The sequence below is a fragment of the Gordonia hankookensis genome, assembly GCF_014673215.1.
GTDB classification, from domain to species: Bacteria; Actinomycetota; Actinomycetes; order Mycobacteriales; family Mycobacteriaceae; genus Gordonia; species Gordonia hankookensis.
This window is the reverse complement of the sequence record NZ_JACWMS010000002.1, coordinates 670,038-695,298: the sequence shown is the minus strand read 5'-3', so window position 1 is coordinate 695,298 and position 25,261 is coordinate 670,038. Positions and strand designations below refer to the sequence as shown.

Here is a 25,261-nt window from a genome sequence, read left to right as displayed (position 1 = left end):
CCCGTCCTGCAGTCAACGAGCCTGAACGTCGCCCTGGAATCGTCTGGACAGGTTTCGGCGGGTCTCGGCTACGGGGTCACCGTCCTCTACATCGTCGCGTTCTCGTTGTTCATCTACGGTCTGATGGGTCTGACCGGACCCAAGACCGCGGTGCGTGGCAACTGGATCGCGGCGACCGGTATGGGGATCGCGATCATCGCGACCCTGCTGGGTGTCTACAACAACGCCGGTGATGCCGGGGTGCCGACGGTCAACTGGGTGCTCATCGCGGTGGGGCTGGCCGTGGGTGTGGTGCTGGGCATCCCGCCGGCGCTCAAGACGAAGATGACCGCGATGCCTCAGCTGGTCGCGCTGTTCAACGGTGTCGGCGGTGGCACCGTCGCGTTGATCGCGTGGTCGGAGTACATCGAGACCGACGGGTTCACCGCGGTCGGTGAGACCCCGGACGTGCATGTGATCGTCGGGTCGCTGTTCGCGGCGATCATCGGTTCGGTGTCGTTCTGGGGTTCGCTGGTCGCGTTCGCCAAGCTTCAGGAACTGCTGAACAAGAACTTCGAGAAGTCACTCGTCAAGGCGGCCAAGGGGTTCCAGTTCGCCAACATCGTGCTCGCCATCGCGGCGGTCGCGATCGCCGTCTACATCGGCGTCAGCGCGGATTCGACGTCGGCGACGCCGTGGTTCTGGATCGTGCTGCTGCTGGTGATCGCCGGGGTGATGGGCCTGTTCGTGGTGTTCCCGATCGGTGGCGCGGACATGCCCGTGGTGATCTCGCTGCTGAACGCGCTGACCGGACTGTCCGCTGCCGCCGCGGGTCTGGCGCTCAACAACCAGGCGATGATCGTGGCCGGCATGATCGTCGGGGCCTCGGGTTCGATCCTGACCAACCTGATGGCCAAGGCGATGAACCGGTCCATCCCGGCGATCATCTTCGGCTCGTTCGGTGGCGGCGATGCCGGACCGGCCGGGGCCGCGGGAGATGCCGGCGGCACCGTCAAGGCCACCTCGGCCGCGGATGCCGCGATCCAGATGGCATATGCCAACCAGGTGATCGTCGTACCCGGCTACGGACTCGCGGTCGCGCAGGCCCAGCACGCGGTCAAGGAGATGGCCGCACTGCTCGAGGACAAGGGCGTCGAGGTCAAGTACGCGATCCACCCGGTCGCCGGCCGTATGCCCGGCCACATGAACGTCCTGCTCGCCGAGGCTGACGTCGCGTACGACGCGATGAAGGAGATGGACGACATCAACGGTGAGTTCAACCGCACCGACGTCGCCATCGTCATCGGCGCCAACGACGTCACCAACCCGGCCGCCCGCAACGACCCGAGTTCGCCGATCCACGGTATGCCGATCCTCAACGTCGACGAGGCCCGTTCGGTCATCGTGCTCAAGCGTTCGATGAGTTCCGGCTACGCGGGCATCGAGAACCCGCTCTTCTACGGCGACGGCACCAGCATGCTGTTCGGGGATGCCAAGAAGAGCGTCGACAGCGTGATCGAGGAACTCAAGGCGCTCTAACCACACGCAGCGCCGAATATCCGCAGCGCCGAAATACACGCAGTAGGTCAATCCACCTTGGTTCTGAACCAAGGTGGATTGACTGTTTCTGGGTGGCTTGGGCAACAGCACTTGGGCAACGGCGCCGGGGGACGGCGATGAGTTTTCCGCGGGGGTGGTGTCTATCTCAGCACAACACCACCACCCCACCACCACCCGAGGAGCTCGTCATGGTCACCGCAACCGCAACCCCGTCGACCACCCCCGAGATCGCCGGCGCCCGCGGCGTGCGACAGATCGTTGGCGTCGTCATCAGTGTCGTGATCGGCGCCTTCCTCGCCTTCGACGTCATCGGCAAGCTGACGCAACCCGAGGCCGTCGTCGAGGGCACCGCCAAGCTCGGATTCCCGATCGAACAGGCCTACGTCATGGGTACCGTCCTGCTGGTGTGCCTTGTGGTGTACGCGATCCCGCGTACCGCTGTGCTCGGCGCGCTCGGCATCACCGCATACCTCGGCGGTGCCGTGACCGCCAACATGCGCATCGAGTCGCCGGTGGTCAGCACCACCCTGTTCGCCGTCTACGTCGGCGTGTTGATGTGGGTCGGGCTGATCCTGCGTCGCCCGGGCCTGCTGAAGGTGGTCGGCTTGCGCCGATGATCCAGTGACGCAAGGGATGCCGCCGACGGTCACCGTCGGCGGCATCCCGTCGTCCGCGCAGCCCTCCGGATTCCGATTCTCGGCCCACGCGGTGGCTAGGGTGGTGGTGTCGGGACATGGATGAAGGGACGCGGGCACATGCACATCGATCTCGCCGGGAAGACGGCACTGGTCACCGGATCCACACAGGGCATCGGCGCGGCGATCGCGACCGGACTGGCGCGTGCCGGATCCCGTGTCGCGGTCAACGGCAGGTCTCCGGGTTCCGTCTCCGACGCGATCGAAAGGATCTCGCGCGACGTACCCGGTGCCGAGCTCCTGCCGGCTCCCGCCGATGTCACCACCGACAGTGGAGTGGCCGAGCTGGTGAAAACCCTTCCGTCGGTGGACATCCTGGTGAACAATCTGGGCATCTTCGAAGCGGTGCCTGCTCTGCAGATCGACGACGACGAGTGGCGCCGATTCTTCGAGACCAATGTGCTCAGTGCGGTACGGCTGATCCGTACCTATCTGCCCGGGATGATCGAGCGCAATGCGGGTCGCGTTCTGAGCATCGCCAGTGATTCCGCCGTGGTGATCCCCGAGGAGATGATCCACTACGGCACCTCCAAGACAGCCCTTCTCGGGGCATCGCGAGGATTCGCCAAAGCTGCTGCGGGGACCGGGGTCACGGTGAACTCGGTGATCGCCGGACCCACACACACCGGCGGTGTCGAGGATTTCGTCTACTCGCTGGTCGACCGCGATCTGCCCTGGGATGAGGCCCAGCGCGAGTTCATGCGCAGGCATCGGCCGCAGTCGCTGATCCAACGCCTGATCGAGCCCGAGGAGATCGCCCACCTGGTCGTGTATCTGAGCTCGGACTTCGCGTCGGCGACCACCGGGGGAGCGGTTCGGGTCGACGGCGGTTACGTGGACTCGATCCTGCCCTGATCTCGACCACCGCACCGGGTGCGGTCGTTACCGATCTGGGATGACACAGGTGCCGTGGCGTTGCGCGGGCACCTTAGTGTTACGCAAGTGACAAATGTGACCAGAGTGGCTAAACGCCGGGCTGCTGCGCTGGCCGTGATCGCGTTCGCCGGCCTCGGCGGTGTTGCCGTCGGCGCGGTGCCCGTCGTGTCGGAGCGATCGGTCGCGCCCGCGGCCACCACCGTGGACCCGGCGACGCTCTACAACTCGGCGCAGCAGAAGTTCGCCGCCGGAGACGTGCCGGGTGGCCTCGATGCGATCAAGCAGGCGCTCGCCATCATTCCAGTGGACCCGGATGCTCTTGCTCTGCAAGCTGTCTGGTCCGACCAGGCGGGCGACGCCACAACGCGTCAGGCTGCGCTCTCCCGGCTCCGCGGGGTCAATCCCGCTCTGGCGACCGCGGCCCGCAACATCAACGACGGGGTCGCCGCGGCCGCGCAGATCGTCCCCGACACCACGCCCAAGACCGTTGCCGGACGGGCGGCGATCGTGGTCCTCGGGTTCGGGCTCAATCGCGATGGCAGGATGGCTCCCGAACTGGTCCGGCGGGTGACGGCAGCCAAGTCCCAGGCCGAAACCACCACCACCGCACCGATTGTCGTGACCGGAGGCGTGCCCAAGGCGGGCGTCACCGAGGCCGCGGCGATGAAGAAGTGGTTGGTCGCCAACGGGGTCGACGCGGCTCGGATCACCGAGGAGGGCGCATCCGGATCCACGGTCGCCAACGCGCAGAACACCGCGGAGATCCTGCGCGGCCAGGGCATCAGCAACGTCATCCTCGTCACCTCGCCCAACCACATCCGCCGTGGTGCAGCAGATTTCGCCGCTGCCGGGCTCCGCACCGTCGCGACGGTGACCACTGCGACGGATCTGTCGAAGTTTGCCTCGCCGCTGACCCGCGAGCAGCAGAAGGGAATCCGGCTCGAGGCGACGCGCACGGCAAAGATCCCGGCCACCCGACAACTCGGCCTTCCGCTTCCGCAGAACCTCCCCGACACCGGGCCCGGGCTGATCACCGAGTTCGGTGGACAGCTGCTGGAGACCTTGCTCGGGACGGGATCGTCGGAGGCCAACTGAATGGTCCGGCTGTGATTGCCGTCGAAAACATAAGCAACGATGCATGATTCAGTGATGATCGGCTCGATGGTGAACTGAGACACATCGCGGCCGGGTAGTTGTCCGTTCTCACAGGATTCACAGCGTTCGGGAAAGCTCGACTTAACATCCCGTCGGTACGGTCGAGTCATGCAGATGTCGGAGATGTCCTCTTTGCGCGAACTCCGCGCCAACCTCAGATACGACCTCCCTGCTTCACTGGTCGTGTTCCTCGTCGCCCTACCGCTGTCGCTGGGTATCGCCATCGCGTCCGACGCGCCGGTGATGGCCGGCCTGATCGCCGCAGTGGTCGGCGGTGTGGTGGCGGGTCTGATCGGAGGTAGTCCGCTCCAGGTATCCGGACCGGCGGCAGGCCTGACGGTCGTCGTGGCCGAACTGGTCGCCAACTTCGGTTGGAAGGTCACATGTTTCATCACAGTGGCTGCAGGCCTCCTGCAGATCGTGTTCGGACTCAGCAGGAAGGCAGGCGCAGCGCTGGCGATTGCGCCGGTCGTGGTGCACGCCATGCTCGCAGGCATCGGTATCACCATCGCCCTGCAACAGATCCATGTCCTGCTCGGCGGTGAGTCGGGCAGCACCGCGTGGGACAACGTCACCCAGCTGCCCGCCAACCTGATGAACATCGACTGGGCGAGTGCGGTCATCGGCGGTCTCGTGATCGTCATGATGCTGACCTGGACCATGCTTCCGGTGTCGGTGCGCAAGGTGCCCGGCCCCTTGGTCGCGATCGTCGTGGCAACCGCACTGACCGTCATCCTGGGGCTGAACATCGAACGAATCTCTCTGGACGGCAATCTCTTCGAGGCCATCGCACTCCCCGAACTGCCCACCGGCAACTGGGGTGCCGTGGTCATGGGCATCATCACCGTCGCGCTGATCGCCAGCGTCGAATCCCTGCTGTCGGCGGTCGCCGTCGACAAGATGCACACCGGCCCGCGCAGCGACTTCAACCGCGAGATGCTCGGGCAGGGCGGCGCGAACATCACCTCGGGGCTGCTCGGCGGACTACCCGTCACCGGCGTCATCGTCCGCAGCACCACGAATGTGGCCACCGGCGCGAAGACCCGTGCATCGGCTGTACTGCACGGGGTGTGGGTGCTCGTGTTCGCCGTGCTGCTGACCGGCCTTGTCGAACAGATCCCCACCGCGGCTCTGGCCGGGTTGCTGGTGGTCATCGGCATCCAGCTGGTGAAGCTCGCCCACATGAAGACGGCGCTGAAGACGGGCGACCTGTGGGTGTACGCGGTCACGGTGATCTCCGTGGTGTTCCTCAACCTTCTCGAGGGTGTCGCCATCGGCCTCGCACTGGCGATCGCACTGGTGGTGTGGCGCGTCGTCCGGGCGGAGATCACCTCGGAGCCGTTCGGCACCGAGGGCTCACGCCAGTGGCTGATCCGCGCCCGGGGCTCGCTCAGCTTCCTCTCACTGCCGAAACTCAACAAGGCGCTCACCGCGGTGCCCGAATCCGCGCACGTCACACTCGAACTCGACGTCGACTTCCTCGACCATGCCGCCACCGAGGCGATCGAGGACTGGAAGTGGGCGCACGAGGCGACAGGTGGCTCGGTGCTGATACTGGAACGGGGCAAGGCACGACTCGATCACGCGCGGGAGGCGCCGCCGCGCCGGCACACGACCGGCATCATCGGTCTCACCCCGTGGCGTAGCCGCCGGAACGGCGGTGAGCAGCGCCTCGGCGGAACCCCGGCCTCGCTGCAATCGATCATGGGCGGGGTGTCGGAGTACCACCGTGACCACGCCGACGTCCTGCGGGCGGCCACCTCCGACCTCACCCACGGCCAGGACCCGGACTCGCTCTTCCTGACCTGTTCCGATTCGCGGCTGATGCCCAACATCATCACGGCGAGTGGCCCCGGTGACCTGTTCACCGTCCGCAACGTCGGCAACCTGGTTCCCGGTGACGGGTCCACCGACACGTCGGTGGCCGCCGCACTCGAGTTCGCCATCGGTGAGATCGGGGTGAGTTCGGTTGTGGTCTGCGGTCATTCGTCGTGCGGCGCGATGAAGGCGATGCTCGCCGGTGCCGACGCGGGCGACGGCAAGATCGGTTCCTGGCTCGGCCACGCCATCCCCAGCCTGGCGGCCTACCGCCTGGGCCATTCGGCCGGCCGGGCCGCCGCCGAGAGCGGGTTCCCCGAGGTCGACCAGCTCGCCGTGGTCAATGTGGCCAAGCAGGTGGAGAACCTCATGCGCGACCCCGTCGTCGGACGTGCCGCCACCGATGGGCGGTTGCGAGTCGTCGGGCTGTTCTTCGACATCCCGACCGCGCAGGTCTTCGAGGTCACCGGCACCGAGATCCGGCTCGCGGGCACCGATGCGCGCGCGGAGACCTCGCTGCCCTGATCGTCCGGCGCGTTCCCGGACCGTCGCTCACCCTCTCGGTCAGAACATCACCGAACGGAAATGCGTGATCAGTCGCCAGTCGTCGGGCGGGCCGCCGAGGCCGTCGAGGAAGTGGAACGCGATGCCCGGCGGCTGACCGCGATTGACGATCTCGGTGCCCTCGAACGGAAGGTTGAGGGTGGACGCCGCTCCGGGCGCGATCGCCAGTGGTCGTCCGGCGAAGGTGGTCACCGACGGTGTGTGGGCGTGGCCGCAGAGGAAGGCGACGATGTTCGGGTGCTGCTCGACCATCGCTGCCAGCCGCGCCTCGCCGGTCTGTCGGATGGAGTCCATGAACGGCATGCCCAACGTGGTGGGTGGATGGTGGAAGGCGATCAGCACGGGCGTCGTCGGGCCGGCGGCCGCGATCTCGGTGGACATCCACGCGAGCGTCTCGTCGGTGAGGAGACCGTCGTTGCGGTCGGGGATGGAACTGTCGCAGACCACGAACAGCACACCGCCGATCAGTGCCGCCTGATTGACCGGGTCAGCGGTCGTCCGGCCTCTCAGGTGGGCGTTGAAGGTCTCCCGCTTGTCGTGATTGCCTGCGGTGATGAGCATCGGCAGGGGGCTGTAGAGCACACCGTAGGCCTCGCGGTACTCGGACTCGCTGCCCTCGTCGGTGATGTCGCCGGTCACCAGGAGCGCGTCGATGCCGTCGGCGCGGGCGTTGATGTAGCCAAGCGTCGATTCGATGCGGCTGCGGTTGTACCGCGTGCCGTTGAAATGCAGGTCGCTGATGTGGGCGACGACGAACACACGCGCTCCTCGATGACGGACTCACCTGAGGCTAGTCACATCGGCCGCGGACGGCGCGGCAAGGCCCCCCGAATCTGCGCGCGCCCTGCCCCCTCCGGTCGGCCGCGCGTGGCGGGTGTTGACAGTTGTCGTCGGAGATATGAAAGTCGGCGGATGAGGCGACGAGGTGGCGGGGATCGGGACACGACTCGATATGCGGGTGCGACCGCGGTGGTGACCGGCGGCGGCTCCGGGATCGGGGCGGCGCTCACGAGAGCGCTCGTGGCCGAAGGCGCCGACGTGGTGTGTACCGATCGGGCCGTCGACGCGGCACAGCGGGTGGTCGACGGCCTGAGTTCGGCGCCCGGCTCGGCCCGTGCCGCGTACCTCGACGTCACCGACGGTGACGCGGTCCGTGACCTGGTGGACGAGGTGGTGGCGTCGACGGGCCGCATCGACCTCATGTTCAACAACGCCGGTATGGCGCTCGGCGGCAACACCGAACTCCTCACCGCCGACCAATGGGATGCGATCATCGACGTGAACATCCGCGGCGTGGTCCACGGTGTGGCGGCAGCCTATCCGCACATGATCCGTCAGCGGTCCGGCCACATCGTGAACACCGCGTCGATGGCCGGGCTCACCGCTGCCGGGTTGCTCACCAGCTATGTGATGACCAAACACGCGGTCGTCGGCCTGTCCCTGGCGCTGCGGTCGGAGGCCGCGGCGCACGGTGTCGGCGTGCTGGCGTTGTGCCCGGCCGCGGTGGAGACGCCGCTGCTCGATGCCCCCGGCGTCGGCGGGTTCACCGGCCGGACCTTCTACCTGTCCGGGCAGGGTGTCCGGACAGCCTACGACGCCGACCGGCTCGCGACCGAGGCCCTCGACGCCGTCGAGAGCAACCGGCCGCTGCTGGTGGTGCCCGCGCAGGCCCGGATGGCGTGGCGCTTCTCCCGGCTCGCACCCGGACTGATGCAGAAGCTGTCGACGAAGTTCGTCGCTGCGCAGCGGGAGCGGCAACACCTGTAGCGCGCACGCGCAGCGGGATTCGGTGCCCGCTCGGCGTGATCGTCGGCGGTCAGTGGAGCGCGCGGCCGAACAGCTCCTGCAGTTCCGCGAAGTGCTTCTCGGTGGCCTCGTGGTGGTAGATCGCGGTGTCGGCCATGGTGTAGCCGTGGTGGGCACCCGGGTACACCGTCGCCGAATGCGTGACACCGCATGAGGTGAGGGCGTGCTCGAACGCGGCGACGGCCTCCGGTGGCAGTGACTGATCCTCGTCGGCATGGATCGCCAGCACGTCAGCGCGGACGTCGGGCAGACGGCGATGCGGACTGCTGTCGTCGTCGGTGACGAGGCCGCCGGTGTGGAACATGCCGATCGCGCCCACCACGTCGGGACGCGTGGCCGCGGCCAGCAGCGCGAGGCGTCCGCCCATGCAGTAGCCCGTTATCCCGATGTCGCCGTCGGAGACGCCCTCGAGCCCGCGGAGGGTGTCGATGTAGGCCGACAGATCCGGTGCGGAGAGGTCGTCGGTGAGTGCCCGCACCCGCGGCATCACCTCCTTGAAGAAGTCTGCGCGGCTCGTCGGATCGGTGAGGTCGGCGGAGGGTTCGAGATCGGTGGCGGCACCGGAGCGATAGAAGACATTGGGCGCCAACACGACGTATCCCCAGGACGCGATCCGATCGGCCATCTGCTTGGTCTGCGGGCGCAGCCCGATGGCGTCGATGGCGAACAGCACACCAGGCAGCGGCCCGGCAACGTCGTCGGGACGCGTGACATAGGCGTCGGCCACGCCATCCGGCGTGGAGATCGTGATCATCTCGCTCGGCACAGGGTTGTCCTTTCCACGGTGGACGGATCTCAGAGGTCTCCGGGCAGTTTGTCACGACGGATGCCGCGCCAACTCGGGTGGCGCAGGTGACCGGTGGTGGTCCAGTCCATGAACCGGACCTCACCGACGATCTTGGGCAACACCCACACCGCGCTCGACGCGACCGGCCGGTCCAGCTTGTCGACGAATGGACAGGTCTTGATCTGCAGCGGTTCGAGTTCTTCGGCGAGGGAACGGAGTTGGGCGTCGCTGAAGCCGGTGCCGACCCGTCCGACATATCGCAGCCCGGTCTCCTCGGGCAGTCCGAGCAGCAACGACCCGATGGTGTCCGCCCGGTTGCCGCGACCGGGCCGGTATCCGCCGATCACTACCTCGATGTCGCTCCAGTTCTTGTGTTTACGCCATTGGGTGGTGCGCCGGCCCTGCTGATAGGTTGAGGTCCGTCGCTTCGCGACGACACCCTCGTAGCCCTGTTCGCGGCTGTGCTCCACGGCGGCACGGCCCGGCCCGTCGAGCAGAGGCGGGACCTCGGCGTAGGGCGAGTGCGCGAAGGCCGGGGCGAGCTCCTCGAGCAGCTCCCGTCGTTGTGACCACGGCCGACGAAGCAGTGACGTGCCGTTCAGGAAGAGCACGTCGAAGATGTAGAACTTGACGTTGAGGTCCTCGTCAGTGGTGTTGCGCGCGGCGAGCAAGGTGAAGTTGGTCCGACCGCTCGCATCGAGGGCGACCACCTCGCCGTCCAGGACGACGTCGATCAGCCCGAGATCGTCGGCGATGGAGCGCAGTCGGGGGAAGTCGGCGGTCATGTCGATACCCGAACGCGATGTCAGCCGGAAGTCGCCGTCGATGTAGCGCAACAGGATTCGGTAGCCGTCCCACTTCCCCTCGAACGCCCAGTCGCGTCCGTCGAGGTTGTCGATCGACTCATCGGTGGCCAGCATCGGTCGTGGCTCCCTGAGACTGTCCGGCAGGATCGGCCGCGGCTCGTCGCTCATCAGATGGGCGAGCCAGTTCTTGTCGCCCGTCTTGATGAGTGCGTAGCGGCCCTGCACCCGTTCGCCGTGCAGCCGGACGATGACCTCGCTCTCGCGCCACTTCTCGGTCTCGTAGGTGCCGCGGTCCCAGATCTCCACGTGCCCGCCACCGTATTCGCCGTGCGGGATCTCGCCCTCGAAATCGGCGTAATCCATCGGGTGGTCCTCGGTGTGCACGGCGAGCCGGTTCTGACCCGGGTCGTCGGGCAGGTTCTTCGGGACCGCCCACGAGACCAGCACACCGTCCCGCTCGAGCCGGAAGTCGTAGTGCAGGCGGCGCGCATGATGTTCTTGGATGACGAAGATCGGACCGGCCGATGTCTCCTCGTCGTCACGGTCACGGTGCGCCTCGTCGCCGAACGGCTCGGGTGTCTTGTCCGCATCGCGCTTGCGGCGGTATTCGCCAAGGCTGACAACAGGATTCGACCCCGGGGGAGCTGTGGCCGCCGCGGTGACGGCGTCGAGCTCGGTGGATTGCGTCCCCTCGCCATCCGCTGCTGCGGGATCGTGCGAGTCGTCGAGGTCGAGGAGCAGATCGCCGTCGGTGGCAACTCTTTCGAGGACCTCGTGGAACAACAGCTGGCCGATGTCGGGGTCGCCGAGCTCGTCCCAGGAGCGGGGCGCGGCCACCCATGGCTGGTCACGACCGCGCATCGAGTACGGCGCCAGCGTCGTCTTCGAGCCGCTGTTCTGACTCCAGTCGATGAACACCTTGCCGGCCCGGATCGATTTGGACATCGTCGCGGTGATCGAGTCGGGATGTGCGGCGGCCAGACTGGTGGCGATCTGCTTGGCGACGGTTCGGGCCGCGTCCGGCGCGACGGGGCGGTCGAACCGTGCGTACAGGTGCAGCCCCTTGCCGCCGCTCGTCACCGGGAACGCGGTCAGCCCGGCCGCCGACAGCATGTCACGGATCATCAGTGCCACCTCGGCACACTGCGAGAGCGGGACGTCGGGCCCGGGATCGAGATCGAGGACGAGACGGTCGGCTTTCGGCGCGGTCCCGTCAGAGGCCGGCACACGCCACTGCGGCGTATGCAACTCCAGCGCGGCCATCTGGCCGAACCACACGAGGTCGGCCTGCGAGGACGCGAGGGGGTAGGTGATCACCCGTTTGCTGTGCTGTTCGCCGAATCGCTCGAGCCAATCCGGCGCCGACACCGGGAGATCCTTCTCGAAGAACGGCATCGATTCCACGCCGTTCGGCCAGCGTTTGCGCGTGATCGGGCGTCCGGCGAGGTGCGGGAGCATGACATCGGCGATCCGCGAGTAATAGTCGATGACCTCGAACTTCCGGGTACCGCTCGCCGGATACAACACCTTCTCGAGGTTGGTGATCGGGATGCGATGACCGTCGACCTCGAGACTGTCACCGCCCGCCATGATCACCATTGTCCACGTTCCGGGCCGAGGATTCGGTGAACCGGTGGCACAATGAACCGCATGCGCTCGATCTGGAAGGGCGATCTGAGCTTTGGCCTGGTGAACGTTCCGGTCAAGGTGTATTCGGCCACGGAAAGTCACGACCGGAAGTCGTATCAGGTCGACTCGAAGGACGGCACACGGATCCGGTATCGCCGAGTTCGCGAAGGGACCGACTCCGAGGTCGATTACTCCGACATCGCGAACGCGTACGAGACCGACTCCGGAGAGACCGTGATCCTCACCAAAGAGGACCTGGGCATGCTGCCGGTGCAGAAGAGTCCTGAGATCTCCATCCTCGAGTTCGTCCCGACCGACCAGGTCGATCCGATCTACTTCGACAAGCCCTACTACCTCGAGCCCGCGTCGAAGTCCCCGAAGGCCTACGCGCTGCTTGCCCAGGCGCTGCAGAAGACGGACCGTCTCGCCATCGCGAACTTCACGCTGCGCAACCGGACCCGGCTCGCGGCCCTGCGCGTGGTCGACGGCGTCATGACCCTGCAGACCTTGCTGTGGCCGGACGAGGTCCGTGCGGCCGATTTCGACTTCCTCGGCGACGAACCCGAGATCCGCCCGCAGGAACTCGAGATGGCCGCGTCGCTCATCGAGACGATGGCCAAGGATTTCGATCCCACTGAGTTCGAGGACACCTATCAGGTCGAGCTGGCCAAACTCGTCGAAGCGAAATCCGAAGGCGCCGAGGCATTCCCGGAAAGCGAGGAAGAATCCTCGGCGGACGAGGACTCCGAGGTGGCCGACCTGCTGGCCGCGCTGCGCGCGTCGGTGAAGGACAAGGGTGTCGCCGGGAGCTCGCCGTCGGACGACGACGCGACGAAGTCGGCCCCGGCCAAGAAGACTGCGGAGAAGACCCCGGCGAAGAACGCTCCGGCGAAGAAGGCCCCGGTCAAGAAGGCGGCCGCCAAGAAGGCCCCGACCAAGAAGGCGGCCGCCAAGAAGGCACCTGCGAAGAAGGCGGCCGCGAAGAAGTCGGCATGAGGAGCCGGTCGCACGGCCGCTGACCCGCCATCACGTCCGCGCGGGGCCGAACCCATGGTGCGGCCGGCGCCTGTGACAGGTGATGCTCAGCTGATCATCCCTTGCGAAAATCGGTAGCCCGTTGACCTGGGGATCCGGCAAGCTCGATGGGTGAGCACCGGGTCCGATCGGCACGCGGCCGACCATCGCCTGCCCGCAGCGCTGAGACCGTTCGCACTGCGGCAGTACCGGCTGCTCGTACTCGGCCTGGTACTGGCGATGTTCGCCGACGGCGTGTGGACCGTCGGGGTGGTGTGGCAGGTCATCGGCATGGGCGGCGGGCCGGGACAGCTCTCGGCCGTCACCGGCGTGGCCGCGCTCGGCATGGTGGTGTCGACCCTCGCCGGCGGAGTTCTCGCCGACCGGGTTTCCCAGCGGCGCATCATGATCGCGCTGGAGATCGTGAAGTTGCTGGCCTTCGTCGTCGTGGGTGTCGCCGCCCTGCTCGGTGCGTTGAACCAGCCCTTCCTCATCGTCGCGTCGTTCGTCGGTGGCGTCACCATGGGCATGTACTACCCCGCGTACTCGGCGCTGCTGCCGAGCATCGTGGAGGCCGAACAGTTGCAGGCCGCCAACGGGATCGAGGGGTTTCTGCGTCCGGTGGTCTTCCAGGCGCTCGGCCCGATGGTGGCGGGCGGCGTCATCTCGATCGCGTCGCCTGCCGCCTCGATCGTGCTGGCGGGTCTCGCGAGCGCTGCGTCGTCGCTGTTCTATGTCGCGATGGACCCGGTCCGGGTGCTGCGACGCGAGCCCAGCGCGATCACGGCGCACCCGTTCCGGTCGGTGGTCACCGACATCGCCGAGGGCTTCGCGTACATGTGGCGCACCCCGTGGTTGTGGGCGACGCTGTTCTTCGCCTGCATCCTGGTGCTCGCCACCATGGGGCCGATCGAGGTCCTGGTGCCGTTCGCCCTGCGGGAGCGTGTGCACGGCGGTGCAGGCGACCACTCATTGGTGCTCGCGGCGTTCGGCGTCGGTGCGGCACTGTCGTCGCTGGTGTTCGCCTCGATCCGGATGCCGCGACGCTATCTGACGGTGATGTTCTCGATCTGGGGCTTCTCCAGTGTGCCGCTGGTGATCATGGGCTTCGCCGACCGGACGTGGATGTTCGTGGCCGCCGGGCTCCTGATGGGTGTTCTGTTCGACGGCCCGATGGTCTTGTGGGGCACGCTGTTACAGCGCAGGGTCCCGCCTGCGCTGCTCGGGCGGGTCGCGAGCCTGGACTTCTTCGTGTCGGTCGCGTTGATGCCCGTGTCGATGGCGATCGCTGCACCGGTCAGTCACGCGATCGGGTTGACCGCCACCTTTGTGCTGGCCGGTCTGCTGCCGGTGCCGGTCGCGGCGTGCTTCTACCTCGCGGCGCGACTGTGGCGTGACGAGATCGACCATCCGTTGCGGACTCAGGTCACCGACAATCCCAAGGTCCTCACCTGAGGGGGCCCGGTGGCGCCACGAGGTGCTCGGCGGCCGCGGCGACGGTGAGTTCGGTCAGGGCGTCGAGGATCGGCGAACTGAGTTTCCAGTATTGCCAGTACAGCGGGACGTCGACGTGGTGGTCGACGATCGGGATCACCCGGCCCGCGTCGAGCGCATCGGCGATCTGGGCCTCCGGCACCGCACCCCAGCCGACGCCGAGTTGCACGGCGAGGTGGAACTCGGTGGAGGCGGGGATGTAGCTGATCGGTGGTGAGACCGGCTGCGCGGCAAGAGTTGTCAGCACATCCCGCTGGATGTAGTCGTTGCGGTCGAACAGTACCATCGGGGCGCGTGACAGCGCCTCGGCAGTCGGGCCGTCGGGGAGCCAACGGGCCACGAAATCCGGTGTGGCGACGGGCAGATAGCGCATCGACCCGAGTGCCCGGGTGGTGCAGCCGCGGATGCCGAGTGGGTCCGAGGTGATGGCGGCGAGGACTTCTCCGGACCGGAGGAACCGGGTGTTCTGGCTCTCGTCGTCACGCACCACCTCGATGGCGACCGGGTGCTCGTGATGCATCTGCGCGAGCACCGGGAGGAACCAGGTGGCCAACGAGTCCGCGTTCGCCGCGATTGGGAGGTGGATGCGGGCGGAGTCCTCGTCCGTCCCACTGCCGATGAGTTCGGCGCGGGTCTCCTCGAGCAGCAGCTCCCATTGTTTGGCGAGGCGGACGAGCACCTCACCGTCGGGCGTGGCCGTGGCCGGTTTGGTCCGGCGCAGGACGACTCGTCCGACCGAGGTCTCGAGGGCCTTGATCCGCTGGCTGACCGCGGATGGAGTGATGTGCAGCGATGTCGCCGCCGCGTCGAAGGTGCCCTCACGGAGAACCGCGGCGAGGGTCTGCAGGCCTTCCTGGCTGATCTCCATCCGTCGATCTTAAGTTGCTCTGATGATTCATGAAAAACATTCGCTGGATTGTTGTGCCTGACGTCTTTACCGTCGTCGCCATGAGTACGTATGTCCTTGCCGCCATCGCCGGGTTGCTGACCGGCGCCGGGCTGATCATCGCCATCGGTCCGCAGAACGTCTTCGTCATCCGGCAGGGTGTGGCCCGCGCGCATGTGATCCCGGTCGTCGCGGTGTGCGCGATCTCCGACGTCGTCCTGATCCTCGCGGGTGTCGCCGGGCTCGGCGCCCTTGTCTCCGCTCACCCGGCAGTGGTGACGATCGCGAAAGTCGTCGGCGGCGGTTATGTCATCGTGCTCGGGCTGATGGCGGCACGTCGGTGCCTGCGGAGCAGCGAGGCCATCGTGACCAATGCGGGCGAGGCGAACACGGTGAGCCGGTGGGCGGCGGTGGGGATGACGCTGGCCCTCACGTGGCTCAACCCGCACGTCTATCTGGACACGGTGCTCACCATGGGGGCCATCGCGAACAGCCACGGAAATGCGAAGTGGGCGTTCGCCATCGGTGCGTGCCTCGCGAGCCTCCTGTGGTTCGCCTCCCTCGGTGGGGGAGCCACCAAGCTGGCCCGCCACTTCGCGTCCCCGAGGTCGTGGCGGGTGCTCGATGCGATCGTCGCGGTGGTGATGCTCGCGATGGGGGCGATGCTGATCGCGTCGGTGTGAGGGCGCGGTCTGTCGTCAGCCACTCGACCGGCGAGGAGGGCGCGTCACACCTTCGCCGGCTCGGGCTCCCAGAGATCCGGATCCACTTGGGTCTCGATCGGGATCTCGCGGATGGCGGAGCCCTCGACGTCGACGTTGGGCACGATGCGGTCGAGCCACCGGGGGAGCTTCCACGCGGTGTCGCCGAGCAGCGTGATGACCGCGGGAACCACGGCCATCCGGATGATGAACGCGTCGAAGAAGACCGCGGCGGCGAGTGCGAAGCCCATCATCTTCGCGATGGTGTCCGGTGCCAGCATGAACGCCGCGAACACCGAGATCATGATGACCGCCGCCGACGCGACCACCCGGGCACCGTGCTGATATCCGACGATGACGGACTCCTTGGCCGAGACGCCGTGTACGTATTCCTCACGCATTCGGGTCACCAGGAACACCTGATAGTCCATCGCCAGGCCGAACACCACGCCCACCAGGAAGATCGGCAGGAACGAGATGATCGGTTTGGTGTGGTCGATCAGGCCGAAATCGCCCTCCTGGAAGATCGCCACGGTCGCGCCGAATGTCGCGCACACCGAGAACAGGAAACCGATGGTCGCGATGAGCGGGACCAGCAAGGACCGGAAGACGATGGTCAGGATGATGAAGGCCAACCCGACCACGACGACCAGGAACGGGATCAACGCCGAACTGAGCTTCGACGAGATGTCCGACATGATCGCGGTCTGTCCGCCGACGTTGACGGTGGCGCCGTCTGGCGACGTCGCGCCGTAGTCGCGGATCTGTTCCATCAGGTCGTGGGTCTGCGGACCACTCGGTGACTGCTGCGGGGTGACCGATATGAGTGCGGCGTTCGCGCCCGCCTGCGGATTCGCTGGGTCGGTGCCGTTGCCGATCCAGGTGATCTGGGCCGGATTGGCGACGTTGTCGAGGGTCTTGACCTTGTCGACGACGGCGTTCGCCGCGGGTGCCACGTCGCCGCCGTCTGCATCGCTGACGACCACCAGGAGCGGGCCGTTCACGCCCTCGCCGAAGCCACGGTTGAGGAGCTGGGTGGCAGCGTATTCGCTGTCGGTGGTCGACTCCATCCCGAGTTCCATCTTGGTCATCGGGATCGCGGCGACGGCCAGGAGAATGAGACCGATGATGGCCACCGGCAGCGGGTAGCGGGTGACGAACCGCGCGAACCGCAAGCCGTTCGACGGCTGCGAGTCGGGTTCGTCGCCGTGCCGGATACCCGGGATGCGCGGTGTGAATGCGAATCGGCCGAAGGCGCCGAGGAGGGCAGGGATCAAGGTGATGGCGCCCAGCACCGCGACGAGGACGGCGACGGCTGCGGCGACACCCATCTGGGTGATGAACGGGATTCCGACCACGGCGAGCGCGGCGACCGCGATCATCACCGTCAGGCCCGCGAACACGACAGCCGACCCCGCGGTCCCGACCGCCCGTCCGACCGCGGCCTCACGACTGCCGCCGAGATTCAGCTCGGATCGATAGCGGGACACGATGAACAGGGCGTAGTCGATCGACACCGCGATGCCGAGCATCGTGATGATCGTGGTCGCGCTCTGCTGGACGTCGATGATCTTGGCGCTCAACGTGACCAAGAGAATGGTGATACCCACACCGAGGATGCCGGTGACGATCGGGATGAAGGCGGCGATCAGCGCGCCGAACGCGACAATCATGATCACGAAGGCGACCGCGAAGCCGAGCAGTTCGGACACCCCACCCTGCTCGAACACCTGCATCAGGGAACCGGTGCCCTCGACGTCGAGGCCGCCGCCGCGGAATTCGGCCAGCAGATCCTGGAACTGTTGCATGTCCGCACCAGTCAGGTCCTGGACCGGGATGTCCTGACGGATCTGGATCAGGCCGACCTTGCCGTTGTCGCCGAGGACGGCCGACGCCATCGCGGGATTCTGCTGCGCTGCGGTCACCGGATTGGCGATGGTCTGCGGCTCCAGGACCTTGGGCAGGGTCCGGGCCTTCTCGACCAGGGCGTCGATCTGCTGGGTGTGGTTGGCGAGGCCGTCGTCGGCGGCCACCAGGATGCTGGTCGACGCCTTGAGTTGCTGGTCGTTGATCGCCGAGAAGTCGGACTTCATCACCGACATCGCACGGTCCGAGTCGGTGCCCGGCAGTTCGAAGTCGGTGGAGAACTTGGGTGCGACCGCGCTGACGATCGCGCCGAGCGCGATGATCACGGCGAGCCATAGTCCGACGAACCACCACTTGTGCCGGAACGTGAAACGCCCGAGCCGGTACAACCACAACGCCACGGCGACCTCCCAATCGATGTGACAGTCAGCGTATCGGGCTCCGCCCCGGACACGTGTGTGACAGCGGCCACTCAGGGCAGCGGGAGGGATGTCGCTGTTGGTCTCGATACGACTCCTCGCTGCGCTCGTCGTCTACTCGACCGGCGGGTGGGACGTCCTGCTGGTCGGGAGGGGACGTACTGCTGGTCGAGTAGCTTCCGAGCGGAGCGAGGCAGCGTATCGAGACCCCCGGGTGGGGATGTCCTGCTGGTCGGGAGGTGATGTCCTGCTGGTCTCGATACGACTCCTCGCTGCGCTCGTCGTCTACTCGACCGGCGGAGGGGACGTACTGCTGGTCGAGTAGCTTCCGAGCGGAGCGAGGCAGCGTATCGAGACCCCCGGGTCCCGCAGCAGAGAAGCTCAGACCAACGGTCGTTTGGTCCGGATCCGGAAGCGCACATCCCACAGCAACAGGTTGAACGGGAACTCGCGCATGGGTTTCGGGAGCCGATTACAGATGGCGCGGGCGACCCGGTTGTGCGTGTCGAACACGACGCGTTGCCAGGGCTTGAACTCGAGGCCCATCTTGTCGCGGAAGTTCTCCGGCAGGAAGCCGATGGTCAGCAGCTCGAACCACCAGCCCACCAGCACGCTGAACCAGCGCGGCATGAACTCCGCGCGAGTGATGCTCATCAGGTGTTCGCGGATGACCGGATCGATCTCGAAGCCCTCGACGGTCTCGTTCCAATACGTCTCGAAATCGGCCCGGGTCGCCGGCCACATCTCGCGCGGCACCTGCAGCGTGGTGCCGAGTACCGCGCCGTTCTGATAGGCCTCTTCGGTGATGTCGGCGGGATCTCCGTAGATCCGCTGCATGTCCTCCCAGCCTTTGTAGAGGCAGGCGGCCACCCACAGCTGTAGCCGGGGGTCGAAGGCGTTGTACTTCACCGGACTGTCCGCAGTCGACCGCACCTTCGCGTGTGCCTTGCCCACCGCCTTGCGGTAGGCCTTGCGGTCGGCCGGACTGCCCATGGCCGCGACGGCGAGGTAGCTCAGTGTGGTGCGGGTGCGCTTGATCGGGTGCTTGAACAAGTTGCCGCTGTCGACCCGGCTCTCGTACACGCCGTATCCGACCGCGGGCATGGCGAGCTGCATGATCACGTTGGCCGGTCCGGCGAGAGCGGAGATGCCCTTCATCTCGTTCATCCGGGTCGGCAGGGCATCGAGTTCGCCGCGGGTCATTCGGGCCGCAGGGGGCAGGTACTCGGTGTCCGGCGCGGCCGCCGAGTACGCAGTCGGCACATCGACCTCGACGTCGACGATCGGTTCAGTGCTCACCAGGTCTCCCATGTTTGCTCGGACAGATCATGACCGTCACGAATTCTGACAACGTGCGTATTCTCTTTCATTCAACGATGTCATGGTCATCGGTGTCAAGATGGACACGTGGCGAGCACCTCCGAGACCGGGTCGACCGGCTCATCGACTACCGGCGGTAGATTGCGTGCCTACGGCGGTGAGGACGGCGGCAGCCGCGTCGCCCGCCGTCGGGCCACACTGGTCGACGCCGCACTCGAACTGCTCGGTGCCTCGGACGGCGGGTCGGTCACGGTACGCGGTGTGTGCCGGGAGGCGGGTCTCACCACGCGCTACTTCTACGAGAGCTTCGATTCGATCGAGGCGCTGGTGAGTGCCACGTTCGACGAGGTGATCGCCGAGATCTCCGAGGATGCGCTCGCCGCTTTCGACGCGGGTGATGGGGTCGAGGGCAAAGTCGCCGGTGCGATCGCCACCATCGTGCGCATCATCGACGAGGACCGCCGCAAGGGGCGTCTGCTGTTCTCCCAGTCATTGCTCAGCCCGACCATCGCGGCCAAGCGGATGGAGTCCACCGCCCTGTTCGCCGGACTGACGTTGCAGTCGGCGTCGGGGGTGTTGGAGGTCAGGTCGCATCCGAAGGCTCTGGCTGCAGCCCATTTCCAGGTGGGTGGTCTCGCCCACCTGCTGGCCGCGTGGCTCGACGGTCACCTGTACCTCGACCGCGACGGCGTCGTCGAGGTCAGCGTCGGGCTGATGATGGCCATCGCCGACGGCGTAGAACGGTTCGGTGCTTAGCGATCGGTACATGTGTCACCGCCGCACCGCCATACCCACGAGGACGCTATGTTGGATGCCATGAGTAGTGGAGCCGGCGAGGCGGAGGTGCGTCCACACTCCATCGGCGAATGGCGAGACTACGGTGAGCCGGAGCTCCCGGTGCCGTTGGCCGCGGCGCTGGCCGCGTTCGCCGAGCAGGGTTATCACGGAACGTCGGTGCGAGAGATCGCCTCGCGCGCGAATCTTTCTGTACCAGGGCTCTATCACCACTATCCGTCGAAACAGTCGTTGCTCCAGGGTCTGCTGGAACGCACCATGACCGACCTGCTGAGTCGGTCCGAACGTGCCATCGCCGAGGCGGGTGACCGTCCGGTGGACCAGTTCGACGCCGTTGTCGAGTCGCTCCTGAGGTTCCACATGTACCGGCGCGAACAGGCGTTCGTGGGGTCCACCGAGATCCGCAGTCTCGACGACAGCTACCGGCAGACCTACATCGGGCACCGAGACCGGCAACAGCACATGGTCGACGAGGTGGTGTTCGCCGGGGTGGAGGCCGGGGTGTTCTCCACCCGGTATCCCAAGGATGCGAGTCGGGCCGTCGCGACGATGTGTGTCGGGGTGTCGACATGGTTCAAACTCGACGGTGAGCTCGGCGCCGACGAACTCATCTCCCGCAACCTGCAGCTCGCGCGTGCTCTCGTCGGGTACCGCACCGACGTAGGGTCGGGCTGATGCGGCCACTGGTGGCCTCCTCCTGACTTGACCGTCGCGGTTCCGGCTGGCATCGTGACGGTCGCCGAACGATCGCTCGGTCGGCGAACCATGAGGAGATCCGATGCCCGTTGACCTGAGCTACGCCCCGGACGTCTCGGCGATCGTCGACAAGACGAGCCGATTCGTGCGCGACCACGTCCTGCCGATCGAGAACGCCCATGGCGGAGACATCACCGCGGCCGGTGGTGACGAACTGCGTCGGGAACTCAACGCCAAGGCGAAGGCGGAGGGGATCTTCGCGCCGCACGCGCCGGTGGAGTTCGGCGGGCTCGGCCTGAACATGTCCGACCGGGCACCGGTTTTCGCGGCTGCCGGATACTCGACGTTCGGGCCGGTTGCACTGCACATCGGTGCGCCGGACGAGGGTAATGTCCACATGCTCGCGCACGTCGCGAGCGATGAGCAGAAGCACAGGTATCTCGCCCCTCTCGCGACCGGTGACGTCCGGTCGGCGTTCGCGATGACCGAGCCCTCCCCGGGGGCGGGTTCGGATCCCAATGCCTTGCGCACCAGTGCCGTCAAGGTTGACGGCGGCTGGAAGATCAACGGCGAGAAGCGCTTCATCACCGGCGCCGAGGGGGCCGGGTTCTTCATCATCATGGCTCGGACCGCAGGGGCACCCGGCGACCGAGGCGGTGCGACGATGTTCCTCGCTCCGGCAGAGACCGCCGGTATCTCCGTGGATCGCCATATCGTGACGACGGACCGCTCGATGATCGGCGGGCACTGTGAGGTCAGCTTCACCGATGTCTTCGTCCCGGACGAGGACATCCTCGGCGAGGTCGACGAGGGCTACCGCTATGCGCAGGTGCGCTTGGGCCCGGCGCGGATGACCCACGTGATGCGATGGTTCGGCTCGGCGCAGCGTTGTCACGACGTCGCCGTCGACTACGTGTCACGACGAGAAGGGTTCGGCGGCAAGCTCGGTGACCTCGGCATGATCCAGCAGATGGTCGCCGACAACGAGATCGACCTCGCCGCCAGTACCGCACTGCTGGTCAAGGCCTGCCACGAACTCGACCTGGGTAACCACGCGTCGAACGAGACGTCGATCGCCAAGACCTTTGCCGCGGAGGCATACACGCGGATCGCCGATCGCAGTATCCAGATGTGTGGCGGAATGGGCGTCTCCGACGACCTGCCATTGGCGCGGCTGCAGCGTGAACTGCGCCCGTTCCGGATCTACGACGGTCCGTCGGAGGTGCACCGGTGGGCGATCGCGCGCCGTGCGATCGGCCGGGCCCGCAAAGCGGCCCGGTCGGCAGACGCCGCTGCGTCGGAGTCGAACCGGTGAGCGAACATCCGGCACTCAATTCGGTTCTGCTGCGGGACTTCCTGGTAGGCCGAGGAGTCGACGTGGTCGGCGGGCTCCACGTGGATCTCATCAGTGGCGGCAAATCCAATCTGACCTTCAGTGTGCGCGATGATCGGACGCACTGGGTGGTGCGGCGCCCGCCGACGAGTGGGCTCACCCCGTCGGCACATGACATGAACCGCGAATGGGCCGTGACGAGTGCCCTCCAGCACACCGACGTCCCGGTGGCGCGCACCGTCGCGATCGACTCCGACGGCGAGGTGTTCGGCGCTCCGTTCACGGTGGTCGAGTTCGTCGACGGGCCGGTCATCCGGACCGCCGATGATCTGAAGGCGCTGTCGGACAGTGATGTCGAACGCAACGCCGATGGTCTCGTGGAGACGCTGGCCCGGCTGCACGAGGTCGACTACCAGGCTGTCGGACTCGGCGAGTTCGGTCGGCCGGATGGCTTCGTCGCACGTCAGGTGAAGCTGTGGGCCCGTCAGTGGGGGCACGTGAAGAGCCGCGAACTCGACGATGTCGACAGGCTCGTCACCGCACTGGCCGAGCGCGTCCCGACCGAGGCGCGCAACACCATCGTGCATGGCGATTACCGGGTGGACAACACCATCACATCGGCCGACGACCCGGGAGTTGTCCGGGCGGTGGTGGATTGGGAGTTGTCGACGCTCGGCGACCCGCTCACCGATATCGCGCTCATGTGTGTGTACCGCCGTCCCGGTTTCGACCAGGTGGTCGGCTTCGAAGCGGCCTGGACCAGCGATCGCTATCCGTCGGCCGACGACATCGCGCAGCGCTACGCCACGCGGACCGGACGTGACCTGGGGGACTGGGACTTCTACCTGGCCCTGGCGAATCTGAAGCTCGGAGTGGTCGCGGAGGGCATTGCGCATCGGGCGCGTGCCGGCGCATCGTCCGACGGCGCCGAGAGCGCCGGTGAGGCGACCGCGGAATTCATCGCCGCAGGTCTCGAACAGCTGAGGGGGACAAGCAATGTCGGATGACAGGGTCGCGTTGGTGACCGGTGCCTCGCGGGGTATCGGTGCGGCGATCGCCGAGCGATTCGCCGCGGACGGGTGGAGTCTGACCATCAGTTCGCGCGGGCGAGAAGCGTTGGAACGCAGGGCAGGTGAGCTCTCGGAGCTCGGGGCGAGGCACGTCGAGGTGATCCCGGCGGACATGACCGACGCGGATGCCGTCGCCGATCTGGCGGCGGGACATGCCGAGGCATTCGGCAGGTGCGATGCCCTGGTGATCAACGCCGGGATGGGACAGAAGGGCGCCATCGCGGAACTGCCGGTCCGTCGTTTCGACCGCCTCTATCAGGTGAATGTCCGTGCGCCGTACATCCTTTTGCAGTCACTGTTGCCGACGCTGCGTGCCACGGCCGGGTCGAACGGTGTGGCGAAGGTGATCGCCGTCGCCTCGATCACCGGCGTCTACCCGGAGCCGGAGCTGTCGGCATACGGGTCGACGAAAGCGGCGCTGATCTCGCTGTGCGAGACGTTCAACCTCGAGGAGTCGTTGAACGGAGTGAGCGCGACGACCATCGCACCCGGATATGTCGACACGGACATGTCCGAGTGGCTCAAGGATCAGGTCCCTGGTGCGGAGATGATCACCGTCGGCGATGTCGCCACCATCGCGCACTCGGTGACCCAGCTGTCGCGATTCGCGGTGCTGCCCAACGTGATCCTGACGCGTCCGGGGAGCAATCTGCATCGGGCGTGAGTGTGGTGGCGCTGCCCACTGCTGATCGAGTAGGAACCGAGCGGAGCGAGAATCCGTATCGATATCATGCACCTCAGCGGAACGTCGCGACCCCACCGTCCCGATCCGCGAGATGGGCGTGTTCGTTGAACGAGACCACCGAGACGCCACTGCGTCCGACGATCAGCTTCGACACCGAGGCGTTCACCATCGTGCGGGACAACAACGGCCAGGTCTGCGCCGGGATGTCCCACAGTTGGCCGAGCCATCGGGTGATGGAGCCGGCGGAGGAGACCACCACAACCGTCTGCCCTGATCCGGCCAGGGCGACGGCCCGGGCGGCGGCAGCGGATATCCGGGCGTCGAAGTCCCGGTAGGTCTCGCCGCCGGCCTCGTGGTGTTCGGCAGTATCGGCAATCCATTCGGCCAGACCGGCGTCGAGACGTTGCTGGTAGCTGCGGCCGTCACGGTATTCCTCGGCGCTGGCCGAGCCGACCAAGGCGGGCAGCGCATATTCGTTCCAGTCCGGATCGACCTCCGGTGTGGGGGCCGAGTCGAAGGCCGCGAGTACCCCGGCCAGGGTCTGCGACTGCCGGGGGAGATCGCCGCTGACCGCAGCGGTGACCTTGTCGGTCAGACTGGCGAGTAGCGCCCCGGTCAGTCTGGCCTGCATCACGCCGGTGTCGGTGAGTCCACCCGGCCCGTTGGGCGCCGGATCGTCGGTGCCCTGGATGCCGTACGCATTGGGGTCGGCCTGTCCATGCCGGACCAGATAGATCACGCCCATGCGTCACACCTTATGGCCTCGCGCGGGCGCGCGATGAGTTCGGGCCGTCCGGCCGGTCGATACATCGTGGGATCACCACGCGATCGAGGAGTGTCCGAATTGTCGACGATGTTGTTCGTCAACCTTCCCGTGGCCGATGTGGCGCGTTCGCGGGCGTTCTTCACGTGCCTGGGCTTCCGGTTCGACGCGATGTTCTGCGATCAGGGCACCGTCTGCATGGAGATCAACGACTGCAGCAGGGTGGTGCTCCACGCCGCGCAGCGGTTCGCGGGATATGCGGCAGGCGCGGTGGCTGACCCATACGTCGGACGTGAATCGTTGGTGGCGGTGTCGGCAGGCTCGCGGTCCGAGGTCGATCGGTGCGCGGATGCGGCGCTGACGCATGGCGGCTCTGCACTGCGTGATCCCGAGGATCTCGGGTTCATGTACTGCCGCAGCTTCTGCGATCTCGACGGCCACGCGTGGGAGGTCGTCTGGATGGACGCCTCGCAGATCCCGGCGGACGACGACTCCTCGACGTAGCCGCCCGAGCTCGAACACCGGGCTCGGCAGCGGAAACGCT

General features: G+C 66.6%; 23 protein-coding genes. 16 read left to right on the top strand and 7 right to left on the bottom strand.

Annotation, left to right across the window (positions count from 1 at the left end):
- Positions 1–21: 21 nt before the first annotated feature.
- The 5 genes from IDF66_RS10455 to IDF66_RS10435 all read left to right on the top strand — a co-directional run bounded on the left by IDF66_RS10455 (position 22) and on the right by IDF66_RS10435 (position 6,608).
- Entirely contained in the window at positions 22–1,518 is a 1,497-nt protein-coding gene (locus IDF66_RS10455; RefSeq protein WP_387999238.1) for an NAD(P)(+) transhydrogenase (Re/Si-specific) subunit beta, read from the top strand.
- A 209-nt stretch (positions 1,519–1,727) separates the two neighbouring features.
- On the top strand, positions 1,728–2,156 hold the full coding sequence (locus IDF66_RS10450) for a DoxX family protein (RefSeq protein ID WP_190266784.1): 429 nt from the start codon (positions 1,728–1,730) through the stop codon (positions 2,154–2,156).
- A 138-nt stretch (positions 2,157–2,294) separates the two neighbouring features.
- A complete protein-coding gene (locus IDF66_RS10445; protein WP_190266783.1) occupies positions 2,295–3,089 on the top strand; it encodes an SDR family NAD(P)-dependent oxidoreductase in 795 nt (264 codons plus the stop codon).
- A 96-nt stretch (positions 3,090–3,185) separates the two neighbouring features.
- Positions 3,186–4,205, top strand: a complete 1,020-nt coding sequence (locus IDF66_RS10440; RefSeq protein ID WP_190266782.1) for a YdcF family protein — start codon at positions 3,186–3,188, stop codon at positions 4,203–4,205.
- A gap of 168 nt (positions 4,206–4,373) precedes the next feature.
- Positions 4,374–6,608, top strand: coding sequence for a SulP family inorganic anion transporter (locus IDF66_RS10435; protein ID WP_223309410.1), 2,235 nt, complete (start codon positions 4,374–4,376; stop codon positions 6,606–6,608).
- 39 nt (positions 6,609–6,647) lie between these two features.
- Here the strand turns inward: IDF66_RS10435 and IDF66_RS10430 are convergent, their stop codons facing one another.
- Positions 6,648–7,406, bottom strand: coding sequence for a metallophosphoesterase (locus tag IDF66_RS10430; protein WP_190266781.1), 759 nt, complete (start codon positions 7,404–7,406; stop codon positions 6,648–6,650).
- Between the two features lie 153 nt (positions 7,407–7,559).
- On the opposite strand from IDF66_RS10430, the gene IDF66_RS10425 reads away from it, so the two are divergent.
- The gene (locus IDF66_RS10425; protein ID WP_190266780.1) at positions 7,560–8,414 is read left to right on the top strand and encodes an SDR family NAD(P)-dependent oxidoreductase; all 855 of its coding nucleotides are present in this window, start codon (positions 7,560–7,562) and stop codon (positions 8,412–8,414) included.
- 49 nt (positions 8,415–8,463) lie between these two features.
- On the opposite strand, the gene IDF66_RS10420 is transcribed toward IDF66_RS10425, so the two are convergent.
- Positions 8,464–9,219 carry a dienelactone hydrolase family protein gene (locus IDF66_RS10420; protein WP_387998803.1) on the bottom strand — a complete coding sequence of 252 codons (756 nt, stop codon included), beginning with the start codon at positions 9,217–9,219 and terminating at the stop codon, positions 8,464–8,466.
- A gap of 29 nt (positions 9,220–9,248) precedes the next feature.
- Positions 9,249–11,636, bottom strand: a complete 2,388-nt coding sequence (locus IDF66_RS10415; RefSeq protein ID WP_190266779.1) for an ATP-dependent DNA ligase — start codon at positions 11,634–11,636, stop codon at positions 9,249–9,251.
- 60 nt (positions 11,637–11,696) lie between these two features.
- Here IDF66_RS10415 and ku point away from each other — a divergent pair, with 60 nt between their 5' ends.
- Entirely contained in the window at positions 11,697–12,671 is a 975-nt protein-coding gene (gene ku, locus IDF66_RS10410; RefSeq protein WP_455428728.1) for a non-homologous end joining protein Ku, read from the top strand.
- A gap of 150 nt (positions 12,672–12,821) precedes the next feature.
- The gene (locus IDF66_RS10405; RefSeq protein WP_190266777.1) at positions 12,822–14,144 is read left to right on the top strand and encodes an MFS transporter; all 1,323 of its coding nucleotides are present in this window, start codon (positions 12,822–12,824) and stop codon (positions 14,142–14,144) included.
- On the opposite strand, the gene IDF66_RS10400 is transcribed toward IDF66_RS10405, so the two are convergent.
- Positions 14,137–15,051, bottom strand: a complete 915-nt coding sequence (locus IDF66_RS10400; RefSeq protein ID WP_190266776.1) for a LysR family transcriptional regulator ArgP — start codon at positions 15,049–15,051, stop codon at positions 14,137–14,139. The two genes, IDF66_RS10405 and IDF66_RS10400, sit on opposite strands and share 8 nt — an antisense overlap.
- 80 nt (positions 15,052–15,131) lie before the next feature.
- Here IDF66_RS10400 and IDF66_RS10395 point away from each other — a divergent pair, with 80 nt between their 5' ends.
- Positions 15,132–15,752 (top strand): LysE/ArgO family amino acid transporter, encoded by a 621-nt coding sequence (locus IDF66_RS10395; RefSeq protein WP_190266775.1) that lies wholly within the window; start codon positions 15,132–15,134, stop codon positions 15,750–15,752.
- Between the two features lie 44 nt (positions 15,753–15,796).
- On the opposite strand, the gene IDF66_RS10390 is transcribed toward IDF66_RS10395, so the two are convergent.
- Entirely contained in the window at positions 15,797–18,037 is a 2,241-nt protein-coding gene (locus tag IDF66_RS10390) for an MMPL family transporter (RefSeq protein WP_190266774.1), read from the bottom strand.
- 88 nt (positions 18,038–18,125) lie between these two features.
- Here IDF66_RS10390 and IDF66_RS10385 point away from each other — a divergent pair, with 88 nt between their 5' ends.
- The gene (locus tag IDF66_RS10385) at positions 18,126–18,380 is read left to right on the top strand and encodes a hypothetical protein (RefSeq protein WP_190266773.1); all 255 of its coding nucleotides are present in this window, start codon (positions 18,126–18,128) and stop codon (positions 18,378–18,380) included.
- Positions 18,381–18,436: 56 nt separating this feature from the next.
- On the opposite strand, the gene IDF66_RS10380 is transcribed toward IDF66_RS10385, so the two are convergent.
- A complete protein-coding gene (locus IDF66_RS10380) occupies positions 18,437–19,366 on the bottom strand; it encodes an oxygenase MpaB family protein (RefSeq protein WP_190266772.1) in 930 nt (309 codons plus the stop codon).
- A gap of 96 nt (positions 19,367–19,462) precedes the next feature.
- Here IDF66_RS10380 and IDF66_RS10375 point away from each other — a divergent pair, with 96 nt between their 5' ends.
- The 5 genes from IDF66_RS10375 to IDF66_RS10355 all read left to right on the top strand — a co-directional run bounded on the left by IDF66_RS10375 (position 19,463) and on the right by IDF66_RS10355 (position 23,933).
- Positions 19,463–20,131 (top strand): TetR/AcrR family transcriptional regulator, encoded by a 669-nt coding sequence (locus IDF66_RS10375; RefSeq protein WP_164308154.1) that lies wholly within the window; start codon positions 19,463–19,465, stop codon positions 20,129–20,131.
- Between the two features lie 48 nt (positions 20,132–20,179).
- On the top strand, positions 20,180–20,845 hold the full coding sequence (locus tag IDF66_RS10370; RefSeq protein WP_164308155.1) for a TetR/AcrR family transcriptional regulator: 666 nt from the start codon (positions 20,180–20,182) through the stop codon (positions 20,843–20,845).
- Between the two features lie 103 nt (positions 20,846–20,948).
- Positions 20,949–22,181 (top strand): acyl-CoA dehydrogenase family protein, encoded by a 1,233-nt coding sequence (locus tag IDF66_RS10365; RefSeq protein WP_164308156.1) that lies wholly within the window; start codon positions 20,949–20,951, stop codon positions 22,179–22,181.
- Positions 22,178–23,206, top strand: a complete 1,029-nt coding sequence (locus IDF66_RS10360; protein WP_190266771.1) for a phosphotransferase family protein — start codon at positions 22,178–22,180, stop codon at positions 23,204–23,206. Before IDF66_RS10365 ends, IDF66_RS10360 begins: the two co-directional genes overlap by 4 nt.
- The gene (locus tag IDF66_RS10355) at positions 23,196–23,933 is read left to right on the top strand and encodes an SDR family NAD(P)-dependent oxidoreductase (protein WP_190266770.1); all 738 of its coding nucleotides are present in this window, start codon (positions 23,196–23,198) and stop codon (positions 23,931–23,933) included. Before IDF66_RS10360 ends, IDF66_RS10355 begins: the two co-directional genes overlap by 11 nt.
- Before the next feature lie 73 nt (positions 23,934–24,006).
- On the opposite strand, the gene IDF66_RS10350 is transcribed toward IDF66_RS10355, so the two are convergent.
- Positions 24,007–24,699 (bottom strand): histidine phosphatase family protein, encoded by a 693-nt coding sequence (locus IDF66_RS10350; protein ID WP_164308159.1) that lies wholly within the window; start codon positions 24,697–24,699, stop codon positions 24,007–24,009.
- 99 nt (positions 24,700–24,798) lie between these two features.
- Between IDF66_RS10350 and IDF66_RS10345 the strand changes: the two genes are divergently transcribed.
- Complete coding sequence (locus IDF66_RS10345; RefSeq protein ID WP_190266769.1) at positions 24,799–25,221, top strand: VOC family protein; 423 nt, start codon at positions 24,799–24,801, stop codon at positions 25,219–25,221.
- The last annotated feature ends 40 nt before the right edge of the window (positions 25,222–25,261 follow it).